Source organism: Luteimonas sp. A478, assembly GCF_054052025.1.
The window spans coordinates 85063-108511 of sequence record NZ_JBSVRF010000005.1 but is presented as its reverse complement, the minus strand read 5'-3'; the positions used below and the strand labels follow the sequence as shown (position 1 = coordinate 108511).

Below are 23449 nucleotides of genomic sequence, written 5' to 3'. Positions count from 1 at the left end.
CCGGAAGCAACGGCCCGGGCCTGCTTGCTCAGCGTGACAGCCCAAATAGCGTCGAGTTGACCCAGCCCCGGTTACCAAGCTCGTCGTCGACTTCCCACATCAGTTCGGCGCGGTTGCCGGTGGGGTAGAGCATCATGCCAACGTCCAGGTCGCGCACCGCGCCGCCGCTGCCATCGGCACTGCGGAGCAGGCGACCGGGCTTTTGCATGGTCACGGCCTGCTGGTGGTTGGCGGCCGAGGCGTCGCCGGGCAGGCCGCCAAGCTGGGCGACCAGGTCGGTATAGGCCTGCAGGTAGGCGAGGGTGATGACCTGGCCGATCTCGGTGTCGGCGTAGCCCGTGGCGCCGCCGCCGGCCAGCCCGCCGCGGAACACTGCAGCGCCGCCGCTCCAGCCCAGGTCGGTATGGGTGGAATGGCCCTCGGCCATGGCCACCTGCTCGGACGAGCGCATGTCGGTGACGGTCAGCAGCACGTCGGCGGTCCTGCGCTTGATGTCGATACCGCCGAGCACCGCGGCTGCTGTGCGGTTGCCGATCATTCCGCCGAGCAGGCCGCCGATGCGGTTGCCGCTGGAATTGGCGTTCTGCGAAATCAGGTCCGGAACGAGCACGTAGTCAGCCGCACGTACCTGACCCCGGCCGATGTTGGAGCCGCCGCGCAGGTCGCCCGAGGAGGCCAGGTTGCGTTCGGCCTGCATGCGCTCCATGCCGCGCCCGCGGTCCACCAGGGTAAAGCAGCGCGAGCGGTTGACGAACAGCTTGATCAGCGCCGATGGGGAGGACAGCTGCTGCCCGGTCCACCAGTTGCGGCCGGGCGGTTCGTCCACGGCTATGGCGCCGAGATTGCGGCTGCACATGGGGATCTCCGCCGTGCGTTGGGCACGTTCAGCCTGGGCGCGCTGTGCTTCCGCGGGGCCCGTGCACAGAAGGCCACCAAGCAGGGCCAGCGGAAGGGAAACTTTGAGCAGTGTTGTCATGGCGAGCAGTTTCGGTGGCGAAGGGATACCCCCTATAACGCCGTTCGACCCCTTTGAGGGACAGGCTCTGCTGCACAGCATTACCGGGCAGGCACGCGCCGGTCCGCTGCCTCGCTCACACCCACCAGTAGCGGACCAGGTGGAAAAACACCGGAGCGGCAAAGCACACCGAATCCAGGCGGTCGAGCATGCCGCCGTGCCCCTCGATCATGTGGCCCCAGTCCTTGATGCCGCGGTCGCGCTTGATGGCCGACATCACCAGTCCGCCAAAGAAGCCCATGAGGTTGATCGCCAGGGCCAGCAGGGCCGCCTGCCACGGCGCGAAGGGCGTGATCCACCACAGCCCCGCTCCCAGTACCGAGGCGGATGCCACGCCGCCGATGAATCCTTCCACCGTCTTGGAAGGCGACAGGTTGGGGGCGATCAAGCGGCGCCCGAACAGCTTGCCCCACACGTACTGGAGCACATCGGAGGACTGCACCACGATCACCAGGAAGGCGATCAACAGCAGGTTGCGGCCCTCGTAGCCGGCGATCTGCAGGTTGAGCAGTGCCGGCACGTGCGAAATACAGAACACGCTCACCATCAGTCCCCACTGCACCTTGGCCGAACGTTCCAGATAGCGGGTGGTGTCCCCGCCAATGGTCGACAGGATCGGCAGGAACAGGAACGCGTACACCGGGATCAGCAGTGTGTACATGCCATACCAGTCGCTGTAGACCAGCCAGTACTGGTAGGGAAGCACCACGTAGAACGCCACCACCAGGGCCCAGTAGTCGCCGCGCCGGGTCGGGGTGAGGGTGATGAACTCGCGCAGGGCAAACAGCGAGATCAGCGCGAACAGCACCGTCACCCCGGTGCGTCCGCCCAGGAAGGCCAGACCCACTACTGCCGCCATCACCCACCACGCGCGGATGCGCGCCACCAGGTTGTCCAGCACCGCGCTGGGACCGGCGGCACGCCAGCGCAGGATTTCGGCGATGGCGGTCGCCAGCAGGAGCACTCCGCCGATCCCCACGAACAGCAGGGTGGTATCCGGAATGTCGCGCAACACTTCCTTCATTGTTTCGCCTCCAGTGCCGCCGTTTCGTCGCCGGCCAGTGCAAGCAGCGACGCGCCGGCGCGTTCCAGGAAGGCCTGCTTGTCTTCACCGGGCCCCAGGCGCAGGGGAGTGCCGAACCGGGCGGTGCACAGCAGCGGCAAGGGCAGCAGCCGGCCCTTGGGCATCACCCGGTGCAGGTTGTCCAGCCACACCGGCACGAACTCGAGCTCCGGCCGCTGCCGGGCCAGGTGATAGATGCCGCTCTTGAAGGGCAGCAATCCATCGCCGGTGTTGCGGGTGCCCTCGGGGAAAAGGATCAGCGAGGCGCCGGCATCGGTTGCCTCGCACAGGGTCTGGATGGGGTCGCTGGTGCGGGCGGTCGGGTTCCGTTCAATCAGCACGCCCTGGAACACGCGGTGGATCAGGTAGCGGCGCAGCCTTCCCCGGTTCCAGTAGTCGGCCCCGGCCACCGGGCGCACCTGCCGCCGCAGCGCAGCGGGCAGTGCAGACCAGATCATCACGAAGTCGCCGTGGCTGGCATGGTTGCCGAAATACACCCGCCGCTCCGCCGATGGCGTGCAGCCTTCCCACAGCGCACGCGCGCCGGTCAAGGCGCGGATAGCGCCGCTGAAGCCCCGGGCAATCAATCCATCCAGCATCTTTCTCCCCTGCAAAGGCCAGCAAATCGAATGTGAAGCTTCGGCTCCCTCCGGATCCGTTGCTTCTTCCCCGGTGATCAGGGAGCCAGGCGCGCCTCCGCCACCCCCGCGCGGACCCGCCGCACCACGGTCAGGGCACACAGCGCGGTCACGCCGATCGCCACTGCATTCACTGCGCTTCCCCCGATCCAGTCTCCGGCCAGCAGCATGCCCACGGCGCCGACGGTGAACGCCCGGTCGCTCTTGCCCATTGGCCCGTCATACCGGCGGTTGGCCCCAACCATCAGCCCCAGCACGCCCGCATATTCGGTCAGCAGGGCGAACAGCACCATCGCCCAGAGCCAGAGGGGCGCGGCGCCCGGCACACCCAGCAGGGCCAGATACAGGGCGGCGTCGGATACCGCGTCACACAGTTCGTTGAGGTAGGCGCCCAGCGGGGACTTCTGCCCGAATTCACGCGCCAGCATTCCATCAACGGCGTTGAGCGCCATGCGGGCCAACATCCACGCCGGCAGCAGCAGGTAGAGCAGCGGGCGGGCGGGGGCCCAGGCAAACACCATCGCGGCGACCGCCAGTGAAAGCAGCCCTGCGGCAACGGTGACCTGGTTGGCGGTGGCGCCCATGCGCTCGAGCGCGCGTACGCCCGGCCGCAGCAGGTCCTGGAACCGTCCTTTGAGCAGGTAGATCGACACCGCGGTGGCTCCTTGCCGGCGAGAGCAATGGAGGGTACCCGGCGATCCACCCCTTGGGAATGATGCCAGCGGCCCTCATAATCGGTCGATGGAAATCAAATCCGACAACCCCGATCACGGGTTCCAGTTCCCCGGTGAGTTCGAGATCACCGCCATGGGGCCGGCGGAAGCGGCCCTGGACACCGAAATACCGAAGCTGCTGATCGCTGCCGGCATCACGGTGCTGCACGAGACCGTGGCCACGCGCGGCTCCAGCGGCGGCAAGTACGTGTCCGTCCGGCTGAGCTTCCGCGCCGCATCGCGCGAGGAATATGAAACCGCGCATACCGCCCTGCGTGAGCACCCGCAGGTGAAGTGGACGCTGTGATTCCGGAAGCCGGTTCTGGAAGCATGTCCCCAAGCGGCCTGGCCGCCCTGGTGAGGGAGCTTGGCCGCCAGCCGTATGAGCCGGTCTGGCGGGCCATGCAGCAGTTCACCGATGTGCGCGATGCCGGCACCGCCGATGAAATCTGGCTGGTGGAGCACGATCCCGTGTTCACCCTGGGCCAGGCGGGCAAGGTTGAGCACGTGCTCGGTGCCGGTGACATCCCGGTGCTGCAGGTGGATCGCGGGGGGCAGGTGACCTACCACGGCCCGGGCCAGATCGTGGCCTACCCGCTGCTGGACCTGCGCCGGCTGAAGCTGGGCGTGCGCGAGTACGTGGAGCGGATGGAGCAGGCCGTGATCGACACCCTGGCCGAATGGAACATCGGCGCTGGACGCCGCGAGGGCGCGCCCGGAGTGTACGTTGCCGGAGCCAAGGTGGCGGCGCTGGGCATCCGCGTGCGGCGCGGATGCACCTTCCACGGACTGGCCTTCAACATCGCCATGGACCTGGAGCCGTTCTCGCGCATCAATCCCTGTGGCTACGCGGGCATGCAGGTCACCTCGGTGGGTGACGTGGGCGGGCCGTCGGGCATGGCGGCGGTGAGCGCCGTGCTGGTGGAAGAGATGGCCCGGCAGTTCGGCCTGGCGCTGGAGCCTGCCGGCGGACTGCCGGAGCAGCTGGCTGCGGCGTGAGGCGGCCGGACGCCTGATACCAGCGCGTCGCGGCCGTGCGGGAGCGTTGTTGCCGTGCGCCGCAGCGTTCCGCCCGGCGCCGGAACGCGCCATCCCCGTGGTCTACAATGCTTGGCCCGTGCAACAGCCTTCCGGTACGCCATGAGTTCTGCAGACAAGTCGATCCCGATGCAGGTGGTTACGCCGCCCCCGGCCCAGGGTTCCCTGCGCCCGGGTGAGCGCCAAGTGGCTGGTGACAAGATCGGCCGTTCGCCGGTGGAATTCGTGGAAGCCCCGGTGCTGCGCAAGCCGTCCTGGATCCGCGTACGCATCCCGTCCAACGGCGCCGTCGCCGCGCTCAAGTCGAAGCTGCGCGAGAACCGCCTGGTGACCGTGTGCGAGGACGCGAGCTGCCCCAACATCCACGAATGCTTCGGCCACGGCACCGCCACCTTCATGATCCTGGGCGACGTGTGCACCCGGCGCTGCAGCTTCTGCGATGTGGCTCACGGCCGGCCCAAGCCCCCGGATGCCGATGAGCCCCGGCGCCTGGCGGAAACCGTCGCCGACATGGGCCTGAAGTACGTCGTGGTCACCAGCGTGGACCGCGACGACCTGCGCGACGGCGGCGCCCAGCATTTCGTCGACTGCATCACCGCCATCCGCGAGCAGACCCCGAACACCAAGGTCGAGATCCTGACCCCGGATTTCCGCGGCCGCGGCCGCATGGACCGCGCGCTGGAGATCCTGGCCGTCAACCCGCCGGACGTGTTCAACCACAACGTGGAAACCGTGCCCGACCTGTACCGCAATGTGCGTCCGGGTGCGGATTACCAGTGGTCACTGACCCTGCTGCAGAAGTTCAAGGCGCAGCATCCGCACCTGCCGACCAAGTCCGGGATCATGCTCGGCCTGGGCGAGACGATGGAACAGGTACAGGCCACCCTGCGCGACATGCGTGCCCACGACGTGGACATGGTCACCATCGGCCAGTATCTGCAGCCCAGTGCGCACCACCACCCGGTGCTGCGCTACTGGACGCCGGAGGAGTTCAAGGCGCTGGAGGAATACGGCATGGAACTGGGCTTCACTCACGTGGCCTCCGGCCCGCTGGTGCGCTCGTCCTACCACGCCGACCGCCAGGCGATGGAAGCCGGCGTCGCTGCCTGACCGGTCCAGGCGGATCCCGGCCTGTCCTGAGCGGGGCGCAAGTCCCGTTCACTCCAAGGCCACGAGCGGCGGTTAGAGTGGAAACCACGACCAGCAGGGCGCATCCGGGCCGGGTGAAACTTTCGGCACTGTGACCGCGTCCAAGTCCACTCCCATATTCAATCTGCCAGCCTGCACGCTGGCTCCCACGAGGTAATGAGTCGCCGCATGAAAGCCTCCCGCCTGATCTCCACCGCGCTGATCGCGCTGACCCTGTCGGTGCCGCTGGCCCTGATGGCGCGCGCCGACGGCGAAGCGATTCCCGATTCGGCCAGCCTGGACCAGGTGCGTACTTCCAGGCTGGTATATGGCCTGCTCTCCGACAGCCGCTTCGTCTACCGGCCACGGGCGATGGACGCGGAGATGTCCTCGGACATCTTCGATGGCTACCTGAAGTCGCTGGACGGCAACAGGATGTTCCTCACCGCGGACGACGTGGAGCAGTTCGAGCCCTACCGCCCGCAGATGGGCGCCGCCGTGCGCATGGGCAAGCTTGAGCCGGCCTACGCCATCTTCGCCCTGTACAAGGAGCGGGTGAACGAGCGGGTGGAGTACGCGCGCAGCCTGCTGGAGCAGGACATCTTCGACTTCACCGGCGACGATCGCTGGGAATACGACCGCAAGGACGCCGAGTGGGCCACCACTGAGGAACTGGAAGAGGTGTGGCGCCAGTCGGTGCGCAACGACTGGCTGCGGCTGGTGCTGGCCGGACGCGAGGGTGACGAGATCCGCACGACGCTGGACCGCCGCTACCAGAACCTGGCCAACAACGTGGCCCAGCTGGGGGGCGAGGACGCGTTCCAGACCTTCCTCAACGCCTACACCGCGTCGATTGATCCGCACACCGATTACTTCAATCCGCGCAGCACGGACCTGTTCAACCAGAGCATGTCGCTGTCGTTGGAGGGCATCGGCGCCCAGTTGCAGAAGCAGGACGACGTGGTCGTGATCCGCGAGCTGATTGCTGGTGGCCCCGCGGCGATGAGCGGCAAGTTCCGCCCCGGCGACCGGATCACCGGCGTGGGTCAGGGCACTGACGGCCCGGTTGAGGACGTGGTGGGCTGGCGCATCGACGACGTGGTCGAGAAGATCAAGGGTCCCAAGGACACCCAGGTGCGCCTGGAGGTGATTCCGGCGGGTTCGGGCCTGGACAGCGAGCCGGTGTATATCGTGCTGACCCGCGCGCGGGTGCAGCTGGAGGAGCAGGCGGCCAAGTCCGAAGTGATCGAGGTCAACGGCGCCGACGGCGAGGCCGACAAGCGGATCGGCGTGATCGAGCTGCCGGCGTTCTACCAGGACTTCCAGGGCCGCCGTAATCGCGACGGTGACTACACCTCGGCCACCCGTGACGTGGGCCGTATCCTGGAAACGTTCAAGGGTGACGGCGTCGACGGCGTGGTGCTCGACCTGCGCGGCAACGGTGGCGGATCGCTCAATGAGGCGGTCGAACTGACCGGGCTGTTCATCGACACCGGCCCGGTGGTCCAGGTGCGCGAATCCGGCGGGCGGGTGAACGTTGAAGGCGTGCGTACGCCTGGCGTGGCGTGGGAAGGGCCGCTGGCGGTGCTGATCAACCGCGGTTCGGCATCGGCCTCGGAGATCGTGGCCGGCGCCATCCAGGATTACGGTCGTGGCCTGGTGATTGGTGAGACCACCTTCGGCAAGGGCACGGTGCAGAACCTGATCGACCTGGACCGGATGCCTTCTGGCGAGGACCAGCGTTATGGCTCGGTCAAGCTGACCGTCGCCCAGTTCTACCTTCCCGGGGGCAGCAGCACCCAGAACCGCGGCGTGGTGCCGGACATCCTGTTCCCGGTGACGGTGGACGCGACCGAATTCGGTGAGAGCACCTACGACAACGCGCTGCCGTGGAATCGGATCGCGGAGGTGCCACACACCCGCTACGGTGACTTCAAGCCGATCCTGCCGCGCCTGACCGCGCTGCATGAGGCGCGGGTGGAGGAGCACCATGAGTTCCAGTGGTTCCTGGAAGACGTGGCCGAGTCGCGCGCCGAGCGGGAAAAGAAGTACGTGGTGCTCAACGAGGCCGAGCGCCGAGCCGAGCGTGACCGTCAGGACCGCAAGCGCCGCGAGCGCCAGGAGATCCGTCGCGAACTGGGCCTGCCGCTGGATCCGCTGGCCGAGGATCGCGATGACGGCCTGCACGCCAACGAACGCGACATCCTGGTCGACACCGCCCGGGTGAAGGCCGCGGAGGAGCGTCCGGATCCGCAGCGGGACGAAGCCGCGGCGATCCTGGCCGATGCCATGCGCCTGCTGGACAGCGATCGCGTGATCTCGGCGCAGGTACTGCCCGAATCGACCCGCCCTGGAAGCTGGGCCCGCTGAGCAGGCCCGGCTGACCGTCACCCGAAGGAACAGTTCCCGTGAATTCCGGATCGGCCGGCGGCGTTGATCGCCGCGGCCTGTGGACCGCCGTGGCGGCGTTCGTCCTGTGGGGACTGATGCCGCTGTACTGGCACCTGCTCAAGGCGGTGCCCTCGCTGCAGATCGTGCTGCACCGCGTCCTGTGGGGTGCGGTGCTGGTGGCCGCATGGCTGTTCTACAAATACGGCCGCGGCTGGCTGCGGGAGACGCTGTCCCAGCCCCGCGCGGCCTGGATGCTGGCCCTGAGCGGGGTGCTGATCGCGTTCAACTGGGGGCTGTACATCTGGGCGGTCAACGCCGGGCACGTGGTCGAAAGCAGCCTGGGCTACTTCGTCAATCCCCTGTTCAACGTGCTGATCGGCGTGGTGCTGCTGCGCGAGCGCTTGAACCGGGTGCAGTGGATCTCGGTGGCCATCGCAGGGGGTGGCGTGCTGTGGCTGACCTTCAACTACGGCAGCTTCCCGTGGATTGCGCTGGCCCTGGCGGGCTCGTTTTCCCTGTACGGGTTGATCCGCCGCCAGCTCAGCGTCGGGCCGGTGCGCGGGCTGGGAGTGGAGAGCCTGTACATGCTGCCGGTGGCGCTGGTGCTGCTGGCTTTGACGGCAGGTGCCCCGGGAGGCGGGGGACTGTTCGCATGGGGCGCGCCGGTGGCGCTGATGCTGGTGCTGGCAGGCGCGCTGAGCGCCTTGCCGCTGATCGGCTTCGCCTACGCGGTGCGGCGGATCCCGTTCACGCTGATCGGGCTGATCCAGTACATCGCCCCGACCCTGCAGCTGCTGTGCGGCGTGCTGATTCTGGGCGAACCGTTTGGCCGCGACCGGGCCATCGGCTTCGGCTTCATCTGGATCGCGCTGGCAATCTTCGCCACCGACGGCCTGCTGCGCGCCCGCCGCCGCGCGGTCGCCCCCGTCGTGTAGGAGCCTGTGGTGTAGGAGCGCGCCATGCGCGCGAAGCCGCGGGCGCTTCAGCGCACGGCGAGCCAGGCGATCACCGCGCTTCCGGCCACTGCCACGGCCACGGTGGCGATCCACCAGCGCCGCGCCTTCAGCCGCAGCCGGCGCACGCGTTCGGCATGCACTGCCCGGGCCTGGTCGATCAGCGGTTCGGCCAGGTTCCGGGCGCGCACCTGCGCGGCCCCCCGCTTGGCCTCGGGCAGGTCGTCGATGCCGTCGTAGAAGGCAAACACCCGGCGATGGAATTGTTCGTAGAGCGCGTCCAGTTCGCTGCCGGAAAGGCGCCGCAGCGCTGCCGACGAAGTGTCCGTAACTGCGCGCTTGCCGCTCATGCCGCCCTCAGCGCCGTCGTTACCGGGAGCTGCGCGGCACGCACCGCCGGAAACAGGCCGCCGACGAAGCCGATCGCCAATGCCCACTTCAGGCCGTTCCACAGCAGCTGCGGCGTGACCCTGAACTCGAAGGTCAGCTGGCCCACGCCGCCGGCCAGGGTGGAGGCGGTATAGCCGTTGAACACCAGCCATGCAATCAGCCCGCCAAGCGCGCCGCCAATGGCCGCAAGCAGCATGGTCTCAAGCATCACCGCCACCACCACCGGCAGGCCGCGGAAGCCGATCGCGCGCAGGGTGGCGATCTCGCGTGCCCGCGCGGCGACGGTGGCGAACATGGTGTTGAGCGCGCCGAACACCGCGCCGATGGCCATGATCGAGCCGACCACGAGCCCGATAATGCGCAGCACCAGGGTCATGCCCTCGGACTGGCGCGCAAAATAATCCGCGGTGGTTTCCACTTTCACCTCCACCCGTGGGTCAGCCTCGAGCGCGGCCGCGAACGCCGCGAACGCGTCAGGACCGGTCAGGCGCGCGGTCAACGAATTGCGGCTGCTGCCGCGCCGGTAGGTGGTAGCAACGATTCCCGCGTCGCCCCAGATTTCCGATTCCATCGCGTCGCCGGATTCGAACACGCCCACGATCCGCCACAGGTCGGGCCCCAGACGGATCTCGCCGCCGGGATCCAGGCCGGCGAACTGCTGCCTCGCGCCGCGCCCGACCACCAGCTCGCGGCGCCCGGACTCCAGCGCGCGGCCTTCGATGATGCGCATCGCCGGGCGCACTTCCCAAGCCACCGGATCCACGCCGCGCAGCTGCACGCTGCCGTCCTCCGCGGCGGCGCCGCGCCGGGTGAGGCTGGCGGCCACGACCAGTTCGGCCGAAGCCAGCGGCACGTTGTCGGCATTGCGCGCGACCTGCGGCGCCTGTGCGATGGTGACCAGATTTTCGCGCGAGAGCACCGAAAGAACCTCCGCCCCGGACCCTCCGCGCAGCACGATGGCGGTGCCTTCGTCGCCGGTCGAAGCAACCGTCTGCCGATAGCCCTCGGCCATTGCCAGCAGCGCCACCAGCACCGCCACCACGCCGGCGATGCCGACCACTACCACCGAGGATGCGCCCAGCCGCTGGGGCAGCGTGCTCACGCCCACCCGGGTGACGGAACCGGCCTGGCGGCCGCTGCGGGTGCCCAGCATCCAGCCGGAAAACGCGATTGCCAGGGCCAGCAGCACCGGCCAGGGCAGGGCAATCCACGCGACCAGGCCGACCAACACGACCGCGCCCAGTGCAAGACCCTGGAGCATGGAGCGGAGTTTCATCCCGGTCTCTCCCTCAGCGCCCGGCCAGCGCGTCAACGATGGACAGGCGCATGCCGCGCACCGCCGGCAGCACGCCGATCACCACGCCGATGGTGACCATCAGCGCCAGCCCAAGCAGCCAGCTCTGCAGGCCCACCGGGGGCAGGGTGATCATGCCGCCGCTGGCCTGGCCGACCGCGGGACCGGCCAGCATCGCCAGCCCCAGGCCGGCCACCCCGCCGATCAGCACCAGCAGCACCGACTCGGCCAGGATCATCAGCAGCACGCTGGTGCTGGTGAAGCCGAGCGTCTTCAGCACGCCGATCTCCGAGGTCCGCTCACGCACCGCCTGGGCCATGGTGTTGCCGGTCAGCAGCAGCAGGGTGAAGAACACCGCGCCCATGATCGAGCCCACGATCAGCCCGACGTCGGCCATCTGCCGCACTTGGGAGGCCATCGCCGCCTGCTCGCTCATGCTGCGGGTTTCGTGGCGCGAGTTGGCCGACAGGGCATCGATGTCGCGGGCGATCCGGTCTGACTGGTGCACGTCGGCCACCCTTGCGATGTACCAGCCCACGTCGCCGTTGACGTAGGGCGTGGACTCTTCGAAGTAGTCGTAGCGCATCAGGATGACCACGTTGGCCAGCGGATAGTCGTTGTTGCCGGCTTCGCTGAGGATGCCGACCACGTCGAACTCCCAGTCCATGCTGCCGTCGCTGTTGGGATAGATCGATGACAGCAACGGAATGCGGTCACCCACCTTCCAGTCGAACCGGTCCGCGGTTTCCTGGCCGACCAGGATCCCGCTGCGGGTGCGTGCGAACCCCTCACGGGCTTCCCGCGAGGCCTCGTATTCGGGGTAGAGGTCCAGGTAGTTGCCGGCCACCGCGAAGGCGAATATCTGGTTGCGCGGGCTCTGGTAGGTGGCCAGGAACCAGTTGGCCCAGGACACGTCAGCCACGCCGTCCACCTGCGCGATGCGCGGGCGCAGCGCCAGCGGCAGGGTGTCCATGAACGACAGCCGCGAGCTGGTCTGCAGGCGCTGGGCGCCCTGGGCGCTCTGTCCGATCTGCACGAATGCGGTGCGGATGCCGTCGAGCAGGCCGAACAGCAGGAACGCGGCCATGATCGAGGCCAGGGTCAGGAACGTCCGCGCCTTGCGCCGGAACAGGGCGGCCCAGATCAGGTGCATGTACTTCATGCCCGCGCCCCGGTCACACCGCTTGCGCGGGCTGTTCGACCAGCACGCCCTTGTCCAGGTGCAGGGTGTGCGAGGCGTGCTCGGCGGCCTTGGGATCGTGGGTGACCATCACGATGGTCTTGCCGTATTCGCGGTTGAGTTCCTGCAGCAGGCCGAGGATCTCCTCCGCGGACTGCCGGTCCAGGTCGCCGGTGGGCTCGTCGCAGATCAGCAGGGTGGGGTCGGAAACGATGGCCCGGGCGATTGCCACCCGTTGCTGCTGGCCACCGGACAGCTCGTTGGGCTTGTGCCGGGTGCGATCGGCCAGATCCACCAGGGCGAGGGCGATTTCCGCGTTGCGCCGGCGCCGGGCGGCGCTGAGGTTGGTCAGCAGCAGCGGCAGCTCCACGTTCTTCTGCGCGCTCAGCGCGGGCATCAGGTTGTAGAACTGGAAGATGTAGCCGACGTGGCGGCTGCGCCAGGTGGCGAGCTGGCCGGGTCCCATCTGGTCGATGCGCTCGCCGGCCACCTCGATCTCGCCGGCACTGGGCGTGTCGAGTCCGCCGATCAGGTTCAGCAGGGTCGATTTGCCGGAGCCGGACGGACCCATCAGCGCGACGAAATCGCCCTCGGCGATCTCCAGGTCCAGGCCCTGGAGCACTTCGACCTTCTCCGGACCGCGCTGGTAGGACTTGCCCAGGTTGCGGACCGAGACAAGCGGCGGCGGAGTGCGGTTCACTGCAGCACCTGCACCCGGTCGCCGTCGGCCAGGCCTGAGGGTGGATCGAGGACGACGCGGTCGCCGGCTGAAAGTCCCGAGTTGACCTCGCGCTGAGCGCCAACGGTGTCCCCCAGCTCAAGCGCCTGCTGCTGCACGCGGCCTTCAGTGTCGACCGTGAATGCAACCGTGGCGCCATCGCGATCGACCACCGCTTCGGCGGGGATCCGCAGGCTCGGCGCCTCGCCGTCCTCCAGCTCGGGCGCCTGCTCCAGGAAGCTCACCGATGCGCCCATGTCCGGCACGATCCGCGCGTCTTTTTCCAGCAATGCGATGCGCACCTTGACCGTGGCCTTGCCGCGATCTGCGGCGGGAATGATGGCAATCACCTCGGCCGGGATCTTCCAGTCCGGGTAGGCATTGAGAGTGGCTTGGACCGGCATCTTCGGCTGCACCCGGCCGATGTAGGCCTCGCCCACGTCGACCTCCACCTCCAGCGAGTCCATGTCCACCACCGTGCCGATGCCGGTGCGGGTGAAGCCGCCGCCGGCAGACAGCGGCGAAACGATTTCGCCAGGCTGCGCCGCCTTGGCGATGACCACGCCGGCGAACGGCGCGCGCACGATGGTGTTGTCCACGCCGAGGTCGGCGATGTGCAGCTGGTCGGCAGCCACGTCGACCTGGCGCTGTGTGGAAGCCAGCTGGGCGCGCAGTGAATCGCGCTGGGCCACGGCCTGTTCGTACTGCGCGCGGGACACCAGCTGCTGGTCCACCAGGGACAGCAGCCGTCCGGCGTTGGCCTCGGCTTCCTTGAGCTGGGCCTCGACGTTCGCCACCTGGGTACGTACGGCGGCGAGCTGCGCGGCGGAGAGATTGCGCTGGGCGTCGGCATCGATCGGGTCGAGGGTGGCCATCACCTGGCCTTCTTCGACCGCCATGCCTTCCTCGATCAGCACCTCGCGCACCCGGCCGGTGATCTTTGCTGACACCGTGGCCATGCGCCGTGCGACCACGTAGCCGCTGGCATCCAGCACCGATGTCGGGGCCGCACCGGCACCGCCCACGACCACCGGCGCCACCCGCACCTCTACCGGCGCGTCGCGGCCGAGCAGCGCCGATGCGGCCAGTATCAGCACCAGTGCGGCGACTACGGCAAGCACGATCCACTTCCATCGGCGCGATGGCGGTGGAGCAGGCGTGCGGTCGATACGGAGTTCCCTGAGCAGGTCTGCTTTGGTGTTCATCGGCTCTGCCGTTGGTGCGGATGTCCCGATTGTCGCCTAAACGTCGCGTGGGGCCGAGTCACGTGACACCTGTCATCTCCGCTGGCTGACCGTTGCGACTGTCGCCGCCGGCTGCAGGCGTGGACGATGGGCGCCATGGACATGATCACCCACCACCACCCGCTTCCCCTTGCCCGGCTGCAGGCCGCCCGCAAACGCTACGGCGACGTCATCGCACTGGACGGCGTCGATCTCCAGGTGCACGCGGGGGAGGTCGTTTCGGTGCTTGGCGCCAACGGCGCCGGCAAGAGCACCGCGATCGGATTGCTGCTGGGCCTGCTCAGGGCCGACGCCGGCGAAGTGGCGTTGTTCGACGGCCCGCCGGGATCCATGCAGGCGCGCAGGCGCACCGGGGTGATGCTGCAGGAGGGCGGGGTCCACGGCGATCTCAAGGTGCAGGAGCTGCTGCGGCTGACCTGCAGCTACTATCCGCAGCCGCGCAGCATTGACGACTGCGCGGCCCTTGCCGGACTGCAGGGACTGCTCGACCGTCGCTACGACAAGCTGTCGGGAGGGCAGCAGCGCCGGGTCCAGTTCGCGCTGGCCGTGTGCGGTAACCCGCGGCTGCTGTTCCTGGACGAGCCGACCACGGGACTGGATATCCAGGCCCGCCAGCAGCTGTGGCAGGCGGTGCGCGCGCTCGTCGCCGAAGGCTGCGGCGTGCTGCTGACCACCCATTACCTGGAAGAAGCCGAGGCGCTGTCCGACCGGGTGGTGGTGCTTGATCGCGGTCGGGTCGTGGCCGCGGGCAGCGTGGGCGAGATCCGCTCGCACGTTGCCCAGCGGCGCATCCGCTGCGTCTCGACGCTCGATGCAGCGCTGATATCCACCTGGCCGCAGGTGCTGTCTGCCAGCCGTGACAGCGACCGGCTGGAGATCGTGGCCGCTACGGCCGAGCCGGTGGTCCGCCGCCTGCTCGAGGCCGATCCGGCACTGCAGGACCTGGAAGTGCTGCGCGCCGGCCTCGCCGATGCATTCATCCACCTCACCCGTGAACAGGAAGCCGCATGATGGCCGCCATCGCCCACTCCCGATCTTTTTCGCCCTGGCGCTGCTACCTGCTTGAAGCCAGGTACGAGCTGCTGCGGCAGCTGCGCGAGCCGGCTTTCGTGCTTCCCACGCTGCTGTTTCCCACCGCCTTCTACCTGCTGTTCGGGGTCATGTTGTCGCGCAGCGCGGCCAACGCGGAATACATGCTGGCCGGCTACGGCGTGTTCGGGATCATGGGCGCGGCCCTGTTCGGGTTTGGCGCGGGTATCGCGCATGAGCGCGAGCGGGGATTGTTGCGGCTCAAGCGCGCGCTGCCGGCCCCGCCAGGTGCATGGCTGCTGGCGAAGATGGCAGCGGCGATGGCGTTCGCGGCGGTGATCTCGCTGCTGCTGGCGGTGCTTGCAGCCACCCTGGGCGGCGTGGTGCTGGCGCCCTGGCAATGGCTGTTGCTGTTTGTGGTCAACGTGCTGGGTGTGCTGCCGTTCTGCGCGCTTGGGCTGTATATCGGCAGTCTGGTGGGTGGCAACGCCGCCGTGGCCGTGGTCAATATCCTGTTCCTGCCGATGGCGTTCCTGTCCGGCCTGTGGATGCCGCTGTCGGTGCTGCCGGAGGTCTTCAACCGCCTGGCACCGGTGTGGCCGGCGTACCATCTGGGCCAGGCTGCGATGAAGGTCGTGGGCCACGATGCCGGTGGCAGCCTGTGGCTGCATCTGGGCGTGCTGGGGGTGGTCACCGGCGTGTTCTTCATCCTTGCGCAGCGCCGGTTGGCGGCCGCCGTCTGAGTGTCCTGTCCACAGTGTCCCAGGAGAATCGACCCATGAAACGACTTCCGGAAATCCTGGCCTTCGCGGCCCTGGCGGGGGTGCTCGGCCTCGCGGTGGCGCTGCAGGGCAACGCCGGTGATCGCACTGGCAGCGATGGAGAAGCAGAGGCAGAGGCGCCGGGCAACAGCTTCGCGATCCGCGATGCGCGCGTGTTCGACGGCGAGGGTGACATCGGCATTGCCACCGTGGTGGTGCGCGACGGATTGATCGAGTCGGTAGGTGCCGATATCGCAGTGCCTGAGGGGCTGCCGGTGATCGATGGCACCGGCAGGACCCTGCTCCCCGGACTGATCGATGCCCACGTGCATGCCTGGGGAGACGCGCGGCGCGACGCGGTGCGGTTTGGCGTCACCACCGCCTTCGACATGCACGGGATGGTCGATCGCCTGCCGCAACTTCGCCAGCAGCGCGAATCGCTGGCCGATACCGGCCTGGCTGACCTGTGGGCGTCCGGCTACGCGGTCACCGCGCCGGGCGGGCACGGCACCCAGTACGGATTCCCGGTGCCTGCGATCGATGCCAATACCAACGTTGAGGCCTTCATCGGCGAGCGGCTGGATGAGGGTGTCGATTTCATCAAGCTGATCGTGGAAGACATGAGCGCCTATCCGGGCGCGCCGTCGCTGCCGACACTCACACCGGACCAGGTGACGGCGGTGATCGGCGCGGCCCACGCCGCGGACCGTCTCGCCGTGGTGCATGCCTCGACGCTGCGTGACTCCCGCCATGCAATCGACGCCGGGGCGGACGGGCTGGTGCATATCTTCGCTGACCAGCCGGTCGACCAGGGTTTCATCGATGCAGCCCTGGCAGGCGATGCATTCGTGGTGCCAACGCTGTCGGTCCTGGCCTCGTTCTCCGGGGCGGGCGAGGGCGCCGCGCTGGCAGCGGACCCCCGCCTTGGTCCGACGCTGACTGGCGAGCAACGTGCGACGCTTGGCGCGGTGATCCCGGGCGTTCCACGCAGTGACCGGCTTGAGCAGGCGCTTGCCAGCGTGCGCGCCCTGCATGCTGCGGGGGTCACCATCCTGGCCGGCACCGACGCTCCCAACCCCGGCACCGCGCATGGGGTGAGCATGCATGGCGAGCTCGAGCTGCTGGTCCGCGCCGGTCTGGAGCCGGCGCAGGCACTGGCCGCCGCCACGGCGCTCCCGGCCCGACGCTTCGGGATCGGGGACCGCGGTCGCATTGCGCCCGGCATGCGCGCCGACCTGCTGCTGGTGGACGGCGATCCGCGGACCGACATCACCGCAACTCGCGCGATCGTGGGGGTCTGGAAGAACGGCTATCGGATCGGGCGCGATCCATCGGCCGCGGCGCCTGCCGCGCAGGCGGCTCCGGAGCAGACCCTGATCAGCGACTTCGATTCAGACTCTGTCAGCGCAGCGTTCGGGAGCTGGCAGCCCACCACGGACCAGATGGCCGGTGGCGCTTCGACGGTCGAGCACCGGCTGGTGCCAGGCGGTGCCAATAGTTCACCAGGCGCGCTTGAGGTGACCGGTGAAATCCGCCCGGGTTTCCCGTTCCCGTGGGCCGGAGTGATGTTCTTCCCAGCCGCCGAGCCGATGCAGCCGGTGGACCTGTCCACCCGCAGCGAGCTGGTGTTCCAGGTCCGCGGCGATGGCCGCAGCTACAACGCCATGCTGTTCTCCGGCCCGTCCGTGCAGGGCATGCCGAGCACGCTGACCTTCCAGGCCGGTTCGGAGTGGGCTGAGGTGCGGCTGGCGCTGGCCGACTTCCCGGGGGCAGACCTGTCGCTGGTTCGTGGCATCGCCTTCACCGCCGGCCAGCCGGCCGGGTCATTTGAATTTTCCCTCGATCATGTCGAGCTGCCCTGACGCCGCGCTGTGCGCCGCCGCGCGGACCTGCGGCCCCGGGGAGGGCGGCTGATGTCCGGCACCGGTGTCATCGCGCGCTGGTTCGCGCCGGCCCCGGATTCGCTGGTCGGCTGTGCCATGCGTCAGGACAGGGCGGCCTGGACCGAGCTGGTGCATCTGATGTGGACGGCGTGGGTATTCATCACCCCGGCGTTCACCCCGGGCGGCTACAACTCGCAATGGCTGGCCCTGACGCTGGTGTCATATCCGCTGTTCCTGGTCCTGTTCGGGCGGGCGGTGACGGTACCCGAACGCAACGCGTGGCGACCGGCAGTGGCCATGATCGTGCTGTGCCTGGTGCTGCTGCGGTGGTACCCGGCAGGCATGAGCTACTTCGTGTTCGGCTGCGTGTACCTGCACGTCCACGGCAATCGTTCCCTGCCCGCGACGTTGGCGCGGCTGTTGCTGCTCGGCGCGGGCTTTGTCGGCTACGCGCTGTGGCTCGGTTACCCATGGCAGGCGGTGGTGTGGATGCCGCTGGTGGTGCTGATCGTCGGGCCCCTGATCCATGTCGAACGCGCCAACCAGCGCAAGGATGCCGCGCTCAAGCTGTCCCATGAAGAGATCCGGCGGCTGGCATCAACCGCCGAGCGCGAGCGCATCGGCCGTGACCTGCATGATCTGCTCGGCCAGACCCTGTCGATGGTGGCGCTGAAATCGGACCTGGCCGCGCGCCTGATCAGGCGCGATCCCTCTGCAGCCCAACGCGAGATAGAGGAGGTCGCTGCCGGCGCGCGGCAGGCGCTGGACCAGGTGCGTCGCGCGGTCAGTGGCATCCGCGCCGCGGAACTGGCCGGCGAGCTTGCCTCCGCCCGGCTGCTGCTGGAGACCGATGGGGTGGATTTCGGCTACGAGTTCGACGCGGGCGGGGAGGGGCTCGCACTGCCGCCGGGCGTCGAGTCGATCCTTGCGCTGACGGTGCGCGAAGCGGTGACCAACATCCAGCGCCATGCCCGGGCTGGCATAGCGAATGTGAGGTTCTCGGTGGAGGGCGGGGATGCGGTGCTGCTGATCGAGGACGATGGCCGCGGAGGCGCGATCGTTCCCGGCAACGGACTGGCGGGCATGCGCGAGCGGCTGGAGGGCGCGCGCGGCAGCCTGCGCATCGGGCCGGGCACGCGCGGCGGCACCCGCCTCGAGGCCCGCCTCCCGCTCGCCGCCAACGTTGGGCCGTAGGAGCGCGCCATGCGCGCGAAGCCGCGTGGGTCTGGTAGCGTGCGCGGATGATCAGGATCCTGCTGGCCGAGGACCAGGCCATGGTGCGCGGCGCGCTTTCCGCACTGCTGGGCCTTGAGCCCGATATCGAAGTGCTTGGCGCCTGCGCCGACGGCGAAAGCGCATGGCGCGAGCTGCAGCGGCTGCAGCCAGATCTGCTGGTGACCGATATCGAGATGCCGGGCCTGACCGGGCTGGAGCTTGCCCAGCGGATCCGGCGCCATGAGCTGCCGATCAAGGTGGTCATCGTCACCACTTTTGCGCGCTCCGGCTATCTGCGCCGGGCGCTGGATGCGGGCGTGTCCGGCTACCTGCTCAAGGACGCGCCGGCCGAGGAGCTGGCCGCGGCGCTGCGCAAGGTGCACGGCGGCGGGCGCGCGATCGACCCGCAGCTGGCGCTGGAAGCCTGGTCCGAGGCCGACCCGCTCAGCGACCGCGAACGCCAGGTGCTGCGCCTGGCCGGCGAAGGACGGTCCGCCGGGGACATCGCGGCGCAGCTGCACCTGTCGCAGGGCACGGTGCGCAACTACCTCTCCGAGGCGATCGGCAAGCTGGGCGTGGGCAACCGCATCGAGGCCTATCGCCTGGCACGACAGAAGGGCTGGCTGTAGTCGGCGACGTGCCGGCATACACTGCTGCCAGACCACAGGGGACAGACCCATGAGCAATTTGAAAGTATCCGCCAGCCTGCGGGTGATCGGCTGGCTTGCCCTGTTCTGGAACATCGTCGGGGTGGTGATGTTCATCATGCAGACCGGCATCACCCCGGAGCAGGTTGAAGCCATGGCGCCAGGACGCCGGCTGGTGTACGAGGCCATGCCGGATTGGCTGACGATTGCTTACGCTGTGGCCGTATTTGCCGGTGTCGCCGGATCGTTCGGGCTGCTGCTGCGGCGGGCCTGGGCGGTGCCGGCCTTCGCTCTTTCGCTGCTGGCGGTGACCCTGCAGATGGCCGGGGTTTACATATTCACGCCGGCCTGGCAGGTCTCCGGTGCGGCCGGGCTGCCCATGGCGGTGCTGCTGATCGGGATCGCCACAGCCCTGGTCTGGTACGCGCGGCGGGCGGCGAAACGCGGTTGGATCAGCTGAGCCGGTGCCTGCCGCGGTCGCCCACGCGGGGACAGGTTAAACTGGGCGCCGGTCCATTTGATGCATTCCATTTGCCATGACAGCAGCCACCACATCTTCCGAACAGGCCAATGCGCGGCAGACCTATGAGGTCCGTCGCAGCGAGCTGCCGCTGAGCTGCCCCCTTCCGTCCATGGCCGTGTGGAATTCGCATCCGCGCGTATATCTGCCGATCGAGGACGACGGTGGCGAGACCAACTGCCCGTACTGCAGCGCACACTTCGTGCTGGTTGACTGAGGCCGCGGCCGCAGGCACGCCGCCCCCGTGTCCGCTCGAAAACGCCTGACGGTAGTCCAACTGCTGCCGGCGCTTGAGTCCGGTGGCGTCGAGCGCTCCACTATTGAAATTGCCCAGGCGCTGGTGCGCGCCGGACACCGTGCGCTGGTGGTTTCCGCAGGCGGACGCCTTGTGCCCGCGCTCGAAGCCGTGGGAGCGGTGCACCTGCAACTGGATATCGGCCGCAAATCACTGCTGACCCTGCGCCACGTTCCAGCGCTGCGGCGGATGCTGCAGGATGCGGGCGCCGATATCGTCCATGCGCGGTCCCGGCTGCCGGCCTGGCTGGGCTGGCGCGCGCTGCGCGGCCTGCCTCCCGAGCTGCGGCCGCGCTGGGTCACTACCGTCCACGGGCTCAACTCTCCCTCGCGCTACAGCGCGATCATGGCCAGCGGCGAGCGGGTGATCTGCGTATCGCACACGGTGCGTGATTATGTGTGCCGCCACTACCCGCAGATCGGACCGGAGAAGCTGCGGGTGATTCCGCGCGGAATCGATCCGGCAGCCTTCCCGCGGCGCCGGTCTCCCGATCGGGGCGCCCGGGCCGAAGTGGCGGCGGAGTTCCCGGCCCTGACCGGGGATGGTCCGCTGCTGCTGCTGCCGGGGCGCGGCACACGGCTGAAGGGGCATGCCGATGCGCTGGCGCTCCTGGCCGGACTGCGTGCCGGGGGAATGGATGCGCGGCTGTGGATGCCGGGTATGCGTGAGCCCGGGCGTGAGCGTTATCTGGCCGAGCTGGAGCGCGAAGCCGTCGCACTCGGCATCGGGGATGCGGTGGCGATGACGCCGCCCACATCCGCCATTGCCCAAGCCTACGCTGCCAGCGACCTGGTCCTGCAGCTCTCGCGCAAGCCGGAGGCGTTCGGGCGCACCGTGCTGGAGGCGCTGTCGGTGGGTCGTCCGGTGCTGGGGTGGGAGCACGGCGGCGTGGGCGAGGTGCTGCGCGAGCTGGCGCCGGACGGAGCCGTGGCGCCGTTCGACATCCAGGCCCTGATCGCGAGTGCCTGCACACTGCTTGATGCGCCACCCGACCCTCCGGGTACCATCCCGTATACCCTGTCCGCGATGCAGGACGCCACGCTTTCCGTGTATGACGAACTCTACGACCGCTGACCAGGCTGCGGCCGCGCCGGGATGGCGCTGGTCGCCCCATTTCGTCCTCGCCTTCGTGGCCCTGTGGCCCGCACCCGGCTATGCCGAGGGTGTGATGGTGCTGGGCGCGCTGGTGGCGATCTCACGGCTGCTGATGGCGCGTTTCGCCCACGGCACCGCGCTGCTGAGTCCGCAGGCCTGGGCGTTGACCAGTGTGCTGTTCTGCGCCTACTGGGTGCCTGAGCTGATCTCCGCGATCGATGCGGTGGATGTGCAGCGATCCCTGCGCGAGGCGCTGGTGGACCTGCGCTACCTGCCGTTCCTGTGGCTGGTGGCATCGGCAGTGGCCAATGGCCGCGGCCGTAAGATCACCTTCGGCGGCCTGGCGGTGATCGTTGCGCTGTGGAGCGTGGACGGTTTGGTGGAAGCATTCTTTGGTACCAGCCCGCTGTTCTTCGGCATCGATGGCATCAAGCAGCTGCTCAGCGACCGGCCCATGTGCACGGCGGAGCAGGTGATGGCCGCCGACCGGCTGGGCGGCGTGCTGGGTCCATGCAACCTGAAGCTGGGCCTGGTGCTGGCCAGCCTGGCTCCGTTCCTGCTGTTCCCGGCGGCGCAGCGGTTCGGCATCGGCGGCTGGGTCGTGGCGGCCGTTGCGCTGGGGCTGGTGGTGTTGCTGGCCGGGGCGCGTGCCTCGTGGATCACCTATGCGCTGGTGCTGGTCTTTTCCGGCTGGAACCTGCTGGGCTGGAAGCGGATGCTGGTGGTGTTTGCCGGCGGGGCGGCGACGCTTGTTGCCCTGGCGCTGGTGTCCCCGCAGGTGCAGGAGCGGGTGGAGCGCACGGCGCAGCTGGCCACCGCTGATGAGTCCGGGGTGGACGTGGCGCTGTCGGGGCGGCTGCGCATCTGGAGCGCGGCGCTGTGCATGGTTCGCCAGAGTCCGTTCAATGGCGTGGGCGTGCGCGGCTTCCGCGCCGCCTATCCGGATTGCGATCCTGATCCGGAACACCTGGCGGCCTGGGGTGACGGGCCTGCCTTCCATGCCCACCAGATCGTGCTGGAGGTGCTCAGTGAAACCGGGATCATCGGCCTGCTGCTGTGGCTGGCCGGGGCGGCCCTGGCCTGGCGTGCGTGGCGCTATGCCGATGGTGATGCGCGCAACCGGGCGCGCCCCGCCATGCTTGCGCTGGCGGTCACCGTGTTTCCGCTCAACACCCATCTGGCGTTCTATTCGACCTTCTGGGGTGGGCTGACCCTGATGCTGGCGGCCCTCTATGCCGGCAGCCTGCTTGGCAGCGACGAGCCGCCGGCCGGGTCCGAAGAAGCCCGCTGAATCCGCCGGAGTCAGTTGGAATAGACGTCTTTGCCGTCCGGACGGCGCTTGAAGCGGCGATGGATCCACAGGTACTGCGCCGGTGCCGCGCGGGCCATCTCTTCGATCCCGCCAATGATCCGGGCGGTGTCCGCCGTCGCGTCCCGGGAGGGAAAGTCATCGACCGGCCGCAGGCGCAGCGTGTAGCCGCCATCGCTGCGGCGCTCATGCTGGAACAGCAGCACCGCCGCCCCCGACATCCGCGCCAGCTGATGGGTGGAGGTCAGGCTGTGGGCAGGCTGGCCGAAGAACGGAACGTAAACCGCATCGCCGCGGCTGGGATCCTGGTCGGGTGCGTACCAGAGCAGGCCGCCACGCTTGAGGTGGCGCAACGTGCCGCGGACATCCTGCTTGGGGAACATGGCCGCCGCATAGCGCGCACGCCCGCGGCGCACCGCCCACTCCATCACCGGCTGCGCGTGCGGGCGATACATTCCCGCCAGCGGCGCGTACTCACACATCAGGCGTCCGCAGACCTCCAGCGTGGTGAAGTGGCCCGACACCACGATCACCCCGCGACCCTGCGCGCGTGCGGCGTCCATGTGCTCCAGGCCTTCCACCACCAGACCGCGACGCAGCGGGGCGACCGAGCCCCACCATGCGCGCGCGAATTCAAACAGGGCGATGCCGAGTGAAGCGAAGTGTTCGCGCAGCAGGCGTTCGCGCGCGCTGGCATCCAGCTCGGGGAAGCACAGTTCCAGGTTGCGGGCAGCCACCGCGCGGCGGCTGCGCAGGGCCAGGCGCAGCGTTGCCCCGAGCGCCCGGCCGAGCGCGCGCTGCAGCGACCATGGCAAGCGGGCCAGCGCAGCCGCCAGGCCAATTCCAAGCCAGGTGGGCCAGTGGCGGGGAGACAGTGGCGGGCGGGGCAGGGGGTCTTTGTTCGACATATGCAGATTGTAGGGCTCCATG

The 23449-nt window shown here is 68.6% G+C and carries 24 protein-coding genes; 14 read left to right on the top strand and 10 right to left on the bottom strand.

Translation table 11 applies throughout. The features are described from left to right. Window positions 1-28: 28 nt before the first annotated feature. The 4 genes from ACW7G3_RS11085 to ACW7G3_RS11070 form a co-directional block, all read right to left on the bottom strand. Window positions 29-856: a CsgG/HfaB family protein gene (locus tag ACW7G3_RS11085; protein WP_456982793.1), complete on the bottom strand. Its 828-nt coding sequence runs from the start codon at window positions 854-856 to the stop codon at window positions 29-31. Window positions 857-1091: 235 nt separating this feature from the next. After that, window positions 1092-2039: a phosphatidate cytidylyltransferase gene (locus ACW7G3_RS11080; RefSeq protein WP_456982792.1), complete on the bottom strand. Its 948-nt coding sequence runs from the start codon at window positions 2037-2039 to the stop codon at window positions 1092-1094. Beyond that, entirely contained in the window at window positions 2036-2677 is a 642-nt protein-coding gene (locus tag ACW7G3_RS11075) for a lysophospholipid acyltransferase family protein (RefSeq protein ID WP_456982791.1), read from the bottom strand. The genes ACW7G3_RS11080 and ACW7G3_RS11075 overlap by 4 nt, the downstream gene beginning before the upstream one ends. Before the next feature lie 77 nt (window positions 2678-2754). Continuing rightward, a complete protein-coding gene (locus ACW7G3_RS11070) occupies window positions 2755-3369 on the bottom strand; it encodes a CDP-alcohol phosphatidyltransferase family protein (protein ID WP_456982790.1) in 615 nt (204 codons plus the stop codon). Window positions 3370-3457: 88 nt separating this feature from the next. Here ACW7G3_RS11070 and ACW7G3_RS11065 point away from each other — a divergent pair, with 88 nt between their 5' ends. The 5 genes from ACW7G3_RS11065 to rarD all read left to right on the top strand — a co-directional run bounded on the left by ACW7G3_RS11065 (window position 3458) and on the right by rarD (window position 8921). Next, window positions 3458-3736 carry a DUF493 family protein gene (locus tag ACW7G3_RS11065; RefSeq protein ID WP_456982789.1) on the top strand — a complete coding sequence of 93 codons (279 nt, stop codon included), beginning with the start codon at window positions 3458-3460 and terminating at the stop codon, window positions 3734-3736. 23 nt (window positions 3737-3759) lie between these two features. After that, window positions 3760-4428 (top strand): lipoyl(octanoyl) transferase LipB, encoded by a 669-nt coding sequence (gene lipB / locus ACW7G3_RS11060; protein WP_456982788.1) that lies wholly within the window; start codon window positions 3760-3762, stop codon window positions 4426-4428. 141 nt (window positions 4429-4569) lie between these two features. Then, window positions 4570-5577 carry a lipoyl synthase gene (gene lipA, locus ACW7G3_RS11055; protein ID WP_456973140.1) on the top strand — a complete coding sequence of 336 codons (1008 nt, stop codon included), beginning with the start codon at window positions 4570-4572 and terminating at the stop codon, window positions 5575-5577. A gap of 207 nt (window positions 5578-5784) precedes the next feature. Beyond that, a complete protein-coding gene (locus ACW7G3_RS11050) occupies window positions 5785-7965 on the top strand; it encodes a carboxy terminal-processing peptidase (RefSeq protein WP_456982787.1) in 2181 nt (726 codons plus the stop codon). Window positions 7966-8003: 38 nt separating this feature from the next. Continuing rightward, window positions 8004-8921 (top strand): EamA family transporter RarD, encoded by a 918-nt coding sequence (gene rarD / locus ACW7G3_RS11045; protein WP_456973144.1) that lies wholly within the window; start codon window positions 8004-8006, stop codon window positions 8919-8921. Between the two features lie 47 nt (window positions 8922-8968). On the opposite strand, the gene ACW7G3_RS11040 is transcribed toward rarD, so the two are convergent. From ACW7G3_RS11040 to ACW7G3_RS11020, 5 genes are read right to left on the bottom strand one after another with little or no spacing between them, the layout of a single operon-like run. After that, complete coding sequence (locus ACW7G3_RS11040; protein WP_456982786.1) at window positions 8969-9289, bottom strand: hypothetical protein; 321 nt, start codon at window positions 9287-9289, stop codon at window positions 8969-8971. After that, the gene (locus ACW7G3_RS11035) at window positions 9286-10605 is read right to left on the bottom strand and encodes an ABC transporter permease (protein ID WP_456973148.1); all 1320 of its coding nucleotides are present in this window, start codon (window positions 10603-10605) and stop codon (window positions 9286-9288) included. Before ACW7G3_RS11035 ends, ACW7G3_RS11040 begins: the two co-directional genes overlap by 4 nt. Window positions 10606-10618: 13 nt before the next feature. After that, window positions 10619-11785, bottom strand: coding sequence for an ABC transporter permease (locus ACW7G3_RS11030; protein WP_456982785.1), 1167 nt, complete (start codon window positions 11783-11785; stop codon window positions 10619-10621). A 13-nt stretch (window positions 11786-11798) separates the two neighbouring features. Then, complete coding sequence (locus ACW7G3_RS11025) at window positions 11799-12503, bottom strand: ABC transporter ATP-binding protein (protein ID WP_456982784.1); 705 nt, start codon at window positions 12501-12503, stop codon at window positions 11799-11801. Continuing rightward, on the bottom strand, window positions 12500-13726 hold the full coding sequence (locus ACW7G3_RS11020; RefSeq protein ID WP_456982783.1) for an efflux RND transporter periplasmic adaptor subunit: 1227 nt from the start codon (window positions 13724-13726) through the stop codon (window positions 12500-12502). Before ACW7G3_RS11020 ends, ACW7G3_RS11025 begins: the two co-directional genes overlap by 4 nt. A 144-nt stretch (window positions 13727-13870) precedes the next feature. Between ACW7G3_RS11020 and ACW7G3_RS11015 the strand changes: the two genes are divergently transcribed. The 9 genes from ACW7G3_RS11015 (at window position 13871) to ACW7G3_RS10975 (ending at window position 22501) form a co-directional block, all read left to right on the top strand. Then, window positions 13871-14776 (top strand): ABC transporter ATP-binding protein, encoded by a 906-nt coding sequence (locus ACW7G3_RS11015; RefSeq protein ID WP_456982932.1) that lies wholly within the window; start codon window positions 13871-13873, stop codon window positions 14774-14776. Beyond that, complete coding sequence (locus ACW7G3_RS11010) at window positions 14773-15537, top strand: ABC transporter permease (protein WP_456982782.1); 765 nt, start codon at window positions 14773-14775, stop codon at window positions 15535-15537. Before ACW7G3_RS11015 ends, ACW7G3_RS11010 begins: the two co-directional genes overlap by 4 nt. A 35-nt stretch (window positions 15538-15572) precedes the next feature. Beyond that, a complete protein-coding gene (locus ACW7G3_RS11005) occupies window positions 15573-17417 on the top strand; it encodes a CIA30 family protein (RefSeq protein WP_456982781.1) in 1845 nt (614 codons plus the stop codon). 51 nt (window positions 17418-17468) lie between these two features. Beyond that, on the top strand, window positions 17469-18632 hold the full coding sequence (locus ACW7G3_RS11000; protein WP_456982780.1) for a sensor histidine kinase: 1164 nt from the start codon (window positions 17469-17471) through the stop codon (window positions 18630-18632). Between the two features lie 47 nt (window positions 18633-18679). Further along, the gene (locus tag ACW7G3_RS10995) at window positions 18680-19282 is read left to right on the top strand and encodes a response regulator transcription factor (protein ID WP_456973161.1); all 603 of its coding nucleotides are present in this window, start codon (window positions 18680-18682) and stop codon (window positions 19280-19282) included. 49 nt (window positions 19283-19331) lie between these two features. After that, window positions 19332-19760 carry a hypothetical protein gene (locus ACW7G3_RS10990; RefSeq protein WP_456982779.1) on the top strand — a complete coding sequence of 143 codons (429 nt, stop codon included), beginning with the start codon at window positions 19332-19334 and terminating at the stop codon, window positions 19758-19760. A gap of 76 nt (window positions 19761-19836) precedes the next feature. Beyond that, complete coding sequence (locus tag ACW7G3_RS10985; RefSeq protein WP_456973165.1) at window positions 19837-20037, top strand: zinc-finger domain-containing protein; 201 nt, start codon at window positions 19837-19839, stop codon at window positions 20035-20037. A gap of 27 nt (window positions 20038-20064) precedes the next feature. Next, on the top strand, window positions 20065-21189 hold the full coding sequence (locus tag ACW7G3_RS10980) for a glycosyltransferase (protein ID WP_456982778.1): 1125 nt from the start codon (window positions 20065-20067) through the stop codon (window positions 21187-21189). Continuing rightward, the gene (locus ACW7G3_RS10975) at window positions 21167-22501 is read left to right on the top strand and encodes an O-antigen ligase family protein (protein ID WP_456982777.1); all 1335 of its coding nucleotides are present in this window, start codon (window positions 21167-21169) and stop codon (window positions 22499-22501) included. The genes ACW7G3_RS10980 and ACW7G3_RS10975 overlap by 23 nt, the downstream gene beginning before the upstream one ends. An 11-nt stretch (window positions 22502-22512) precedes the next feature. On the opposite strand, the gene lpxL is transcribed toward ACW7G3_RS10975, so the two are convergent. Continuing rightward, entirely contained in the window at window positions 22513-23427 is a 915-nt protein-coding gene (gene lpxL, locus ACW7G3_RS10970) for an LpxL/LpxP family Kdo(2)-lipid IV(A) lauroyl/palmitoleoyl acyltransferase (RefSeq protein WP_456982776.1), read from the bottom strand. Window positions 23428-23449: the final 22 nt, after the last annotated feature.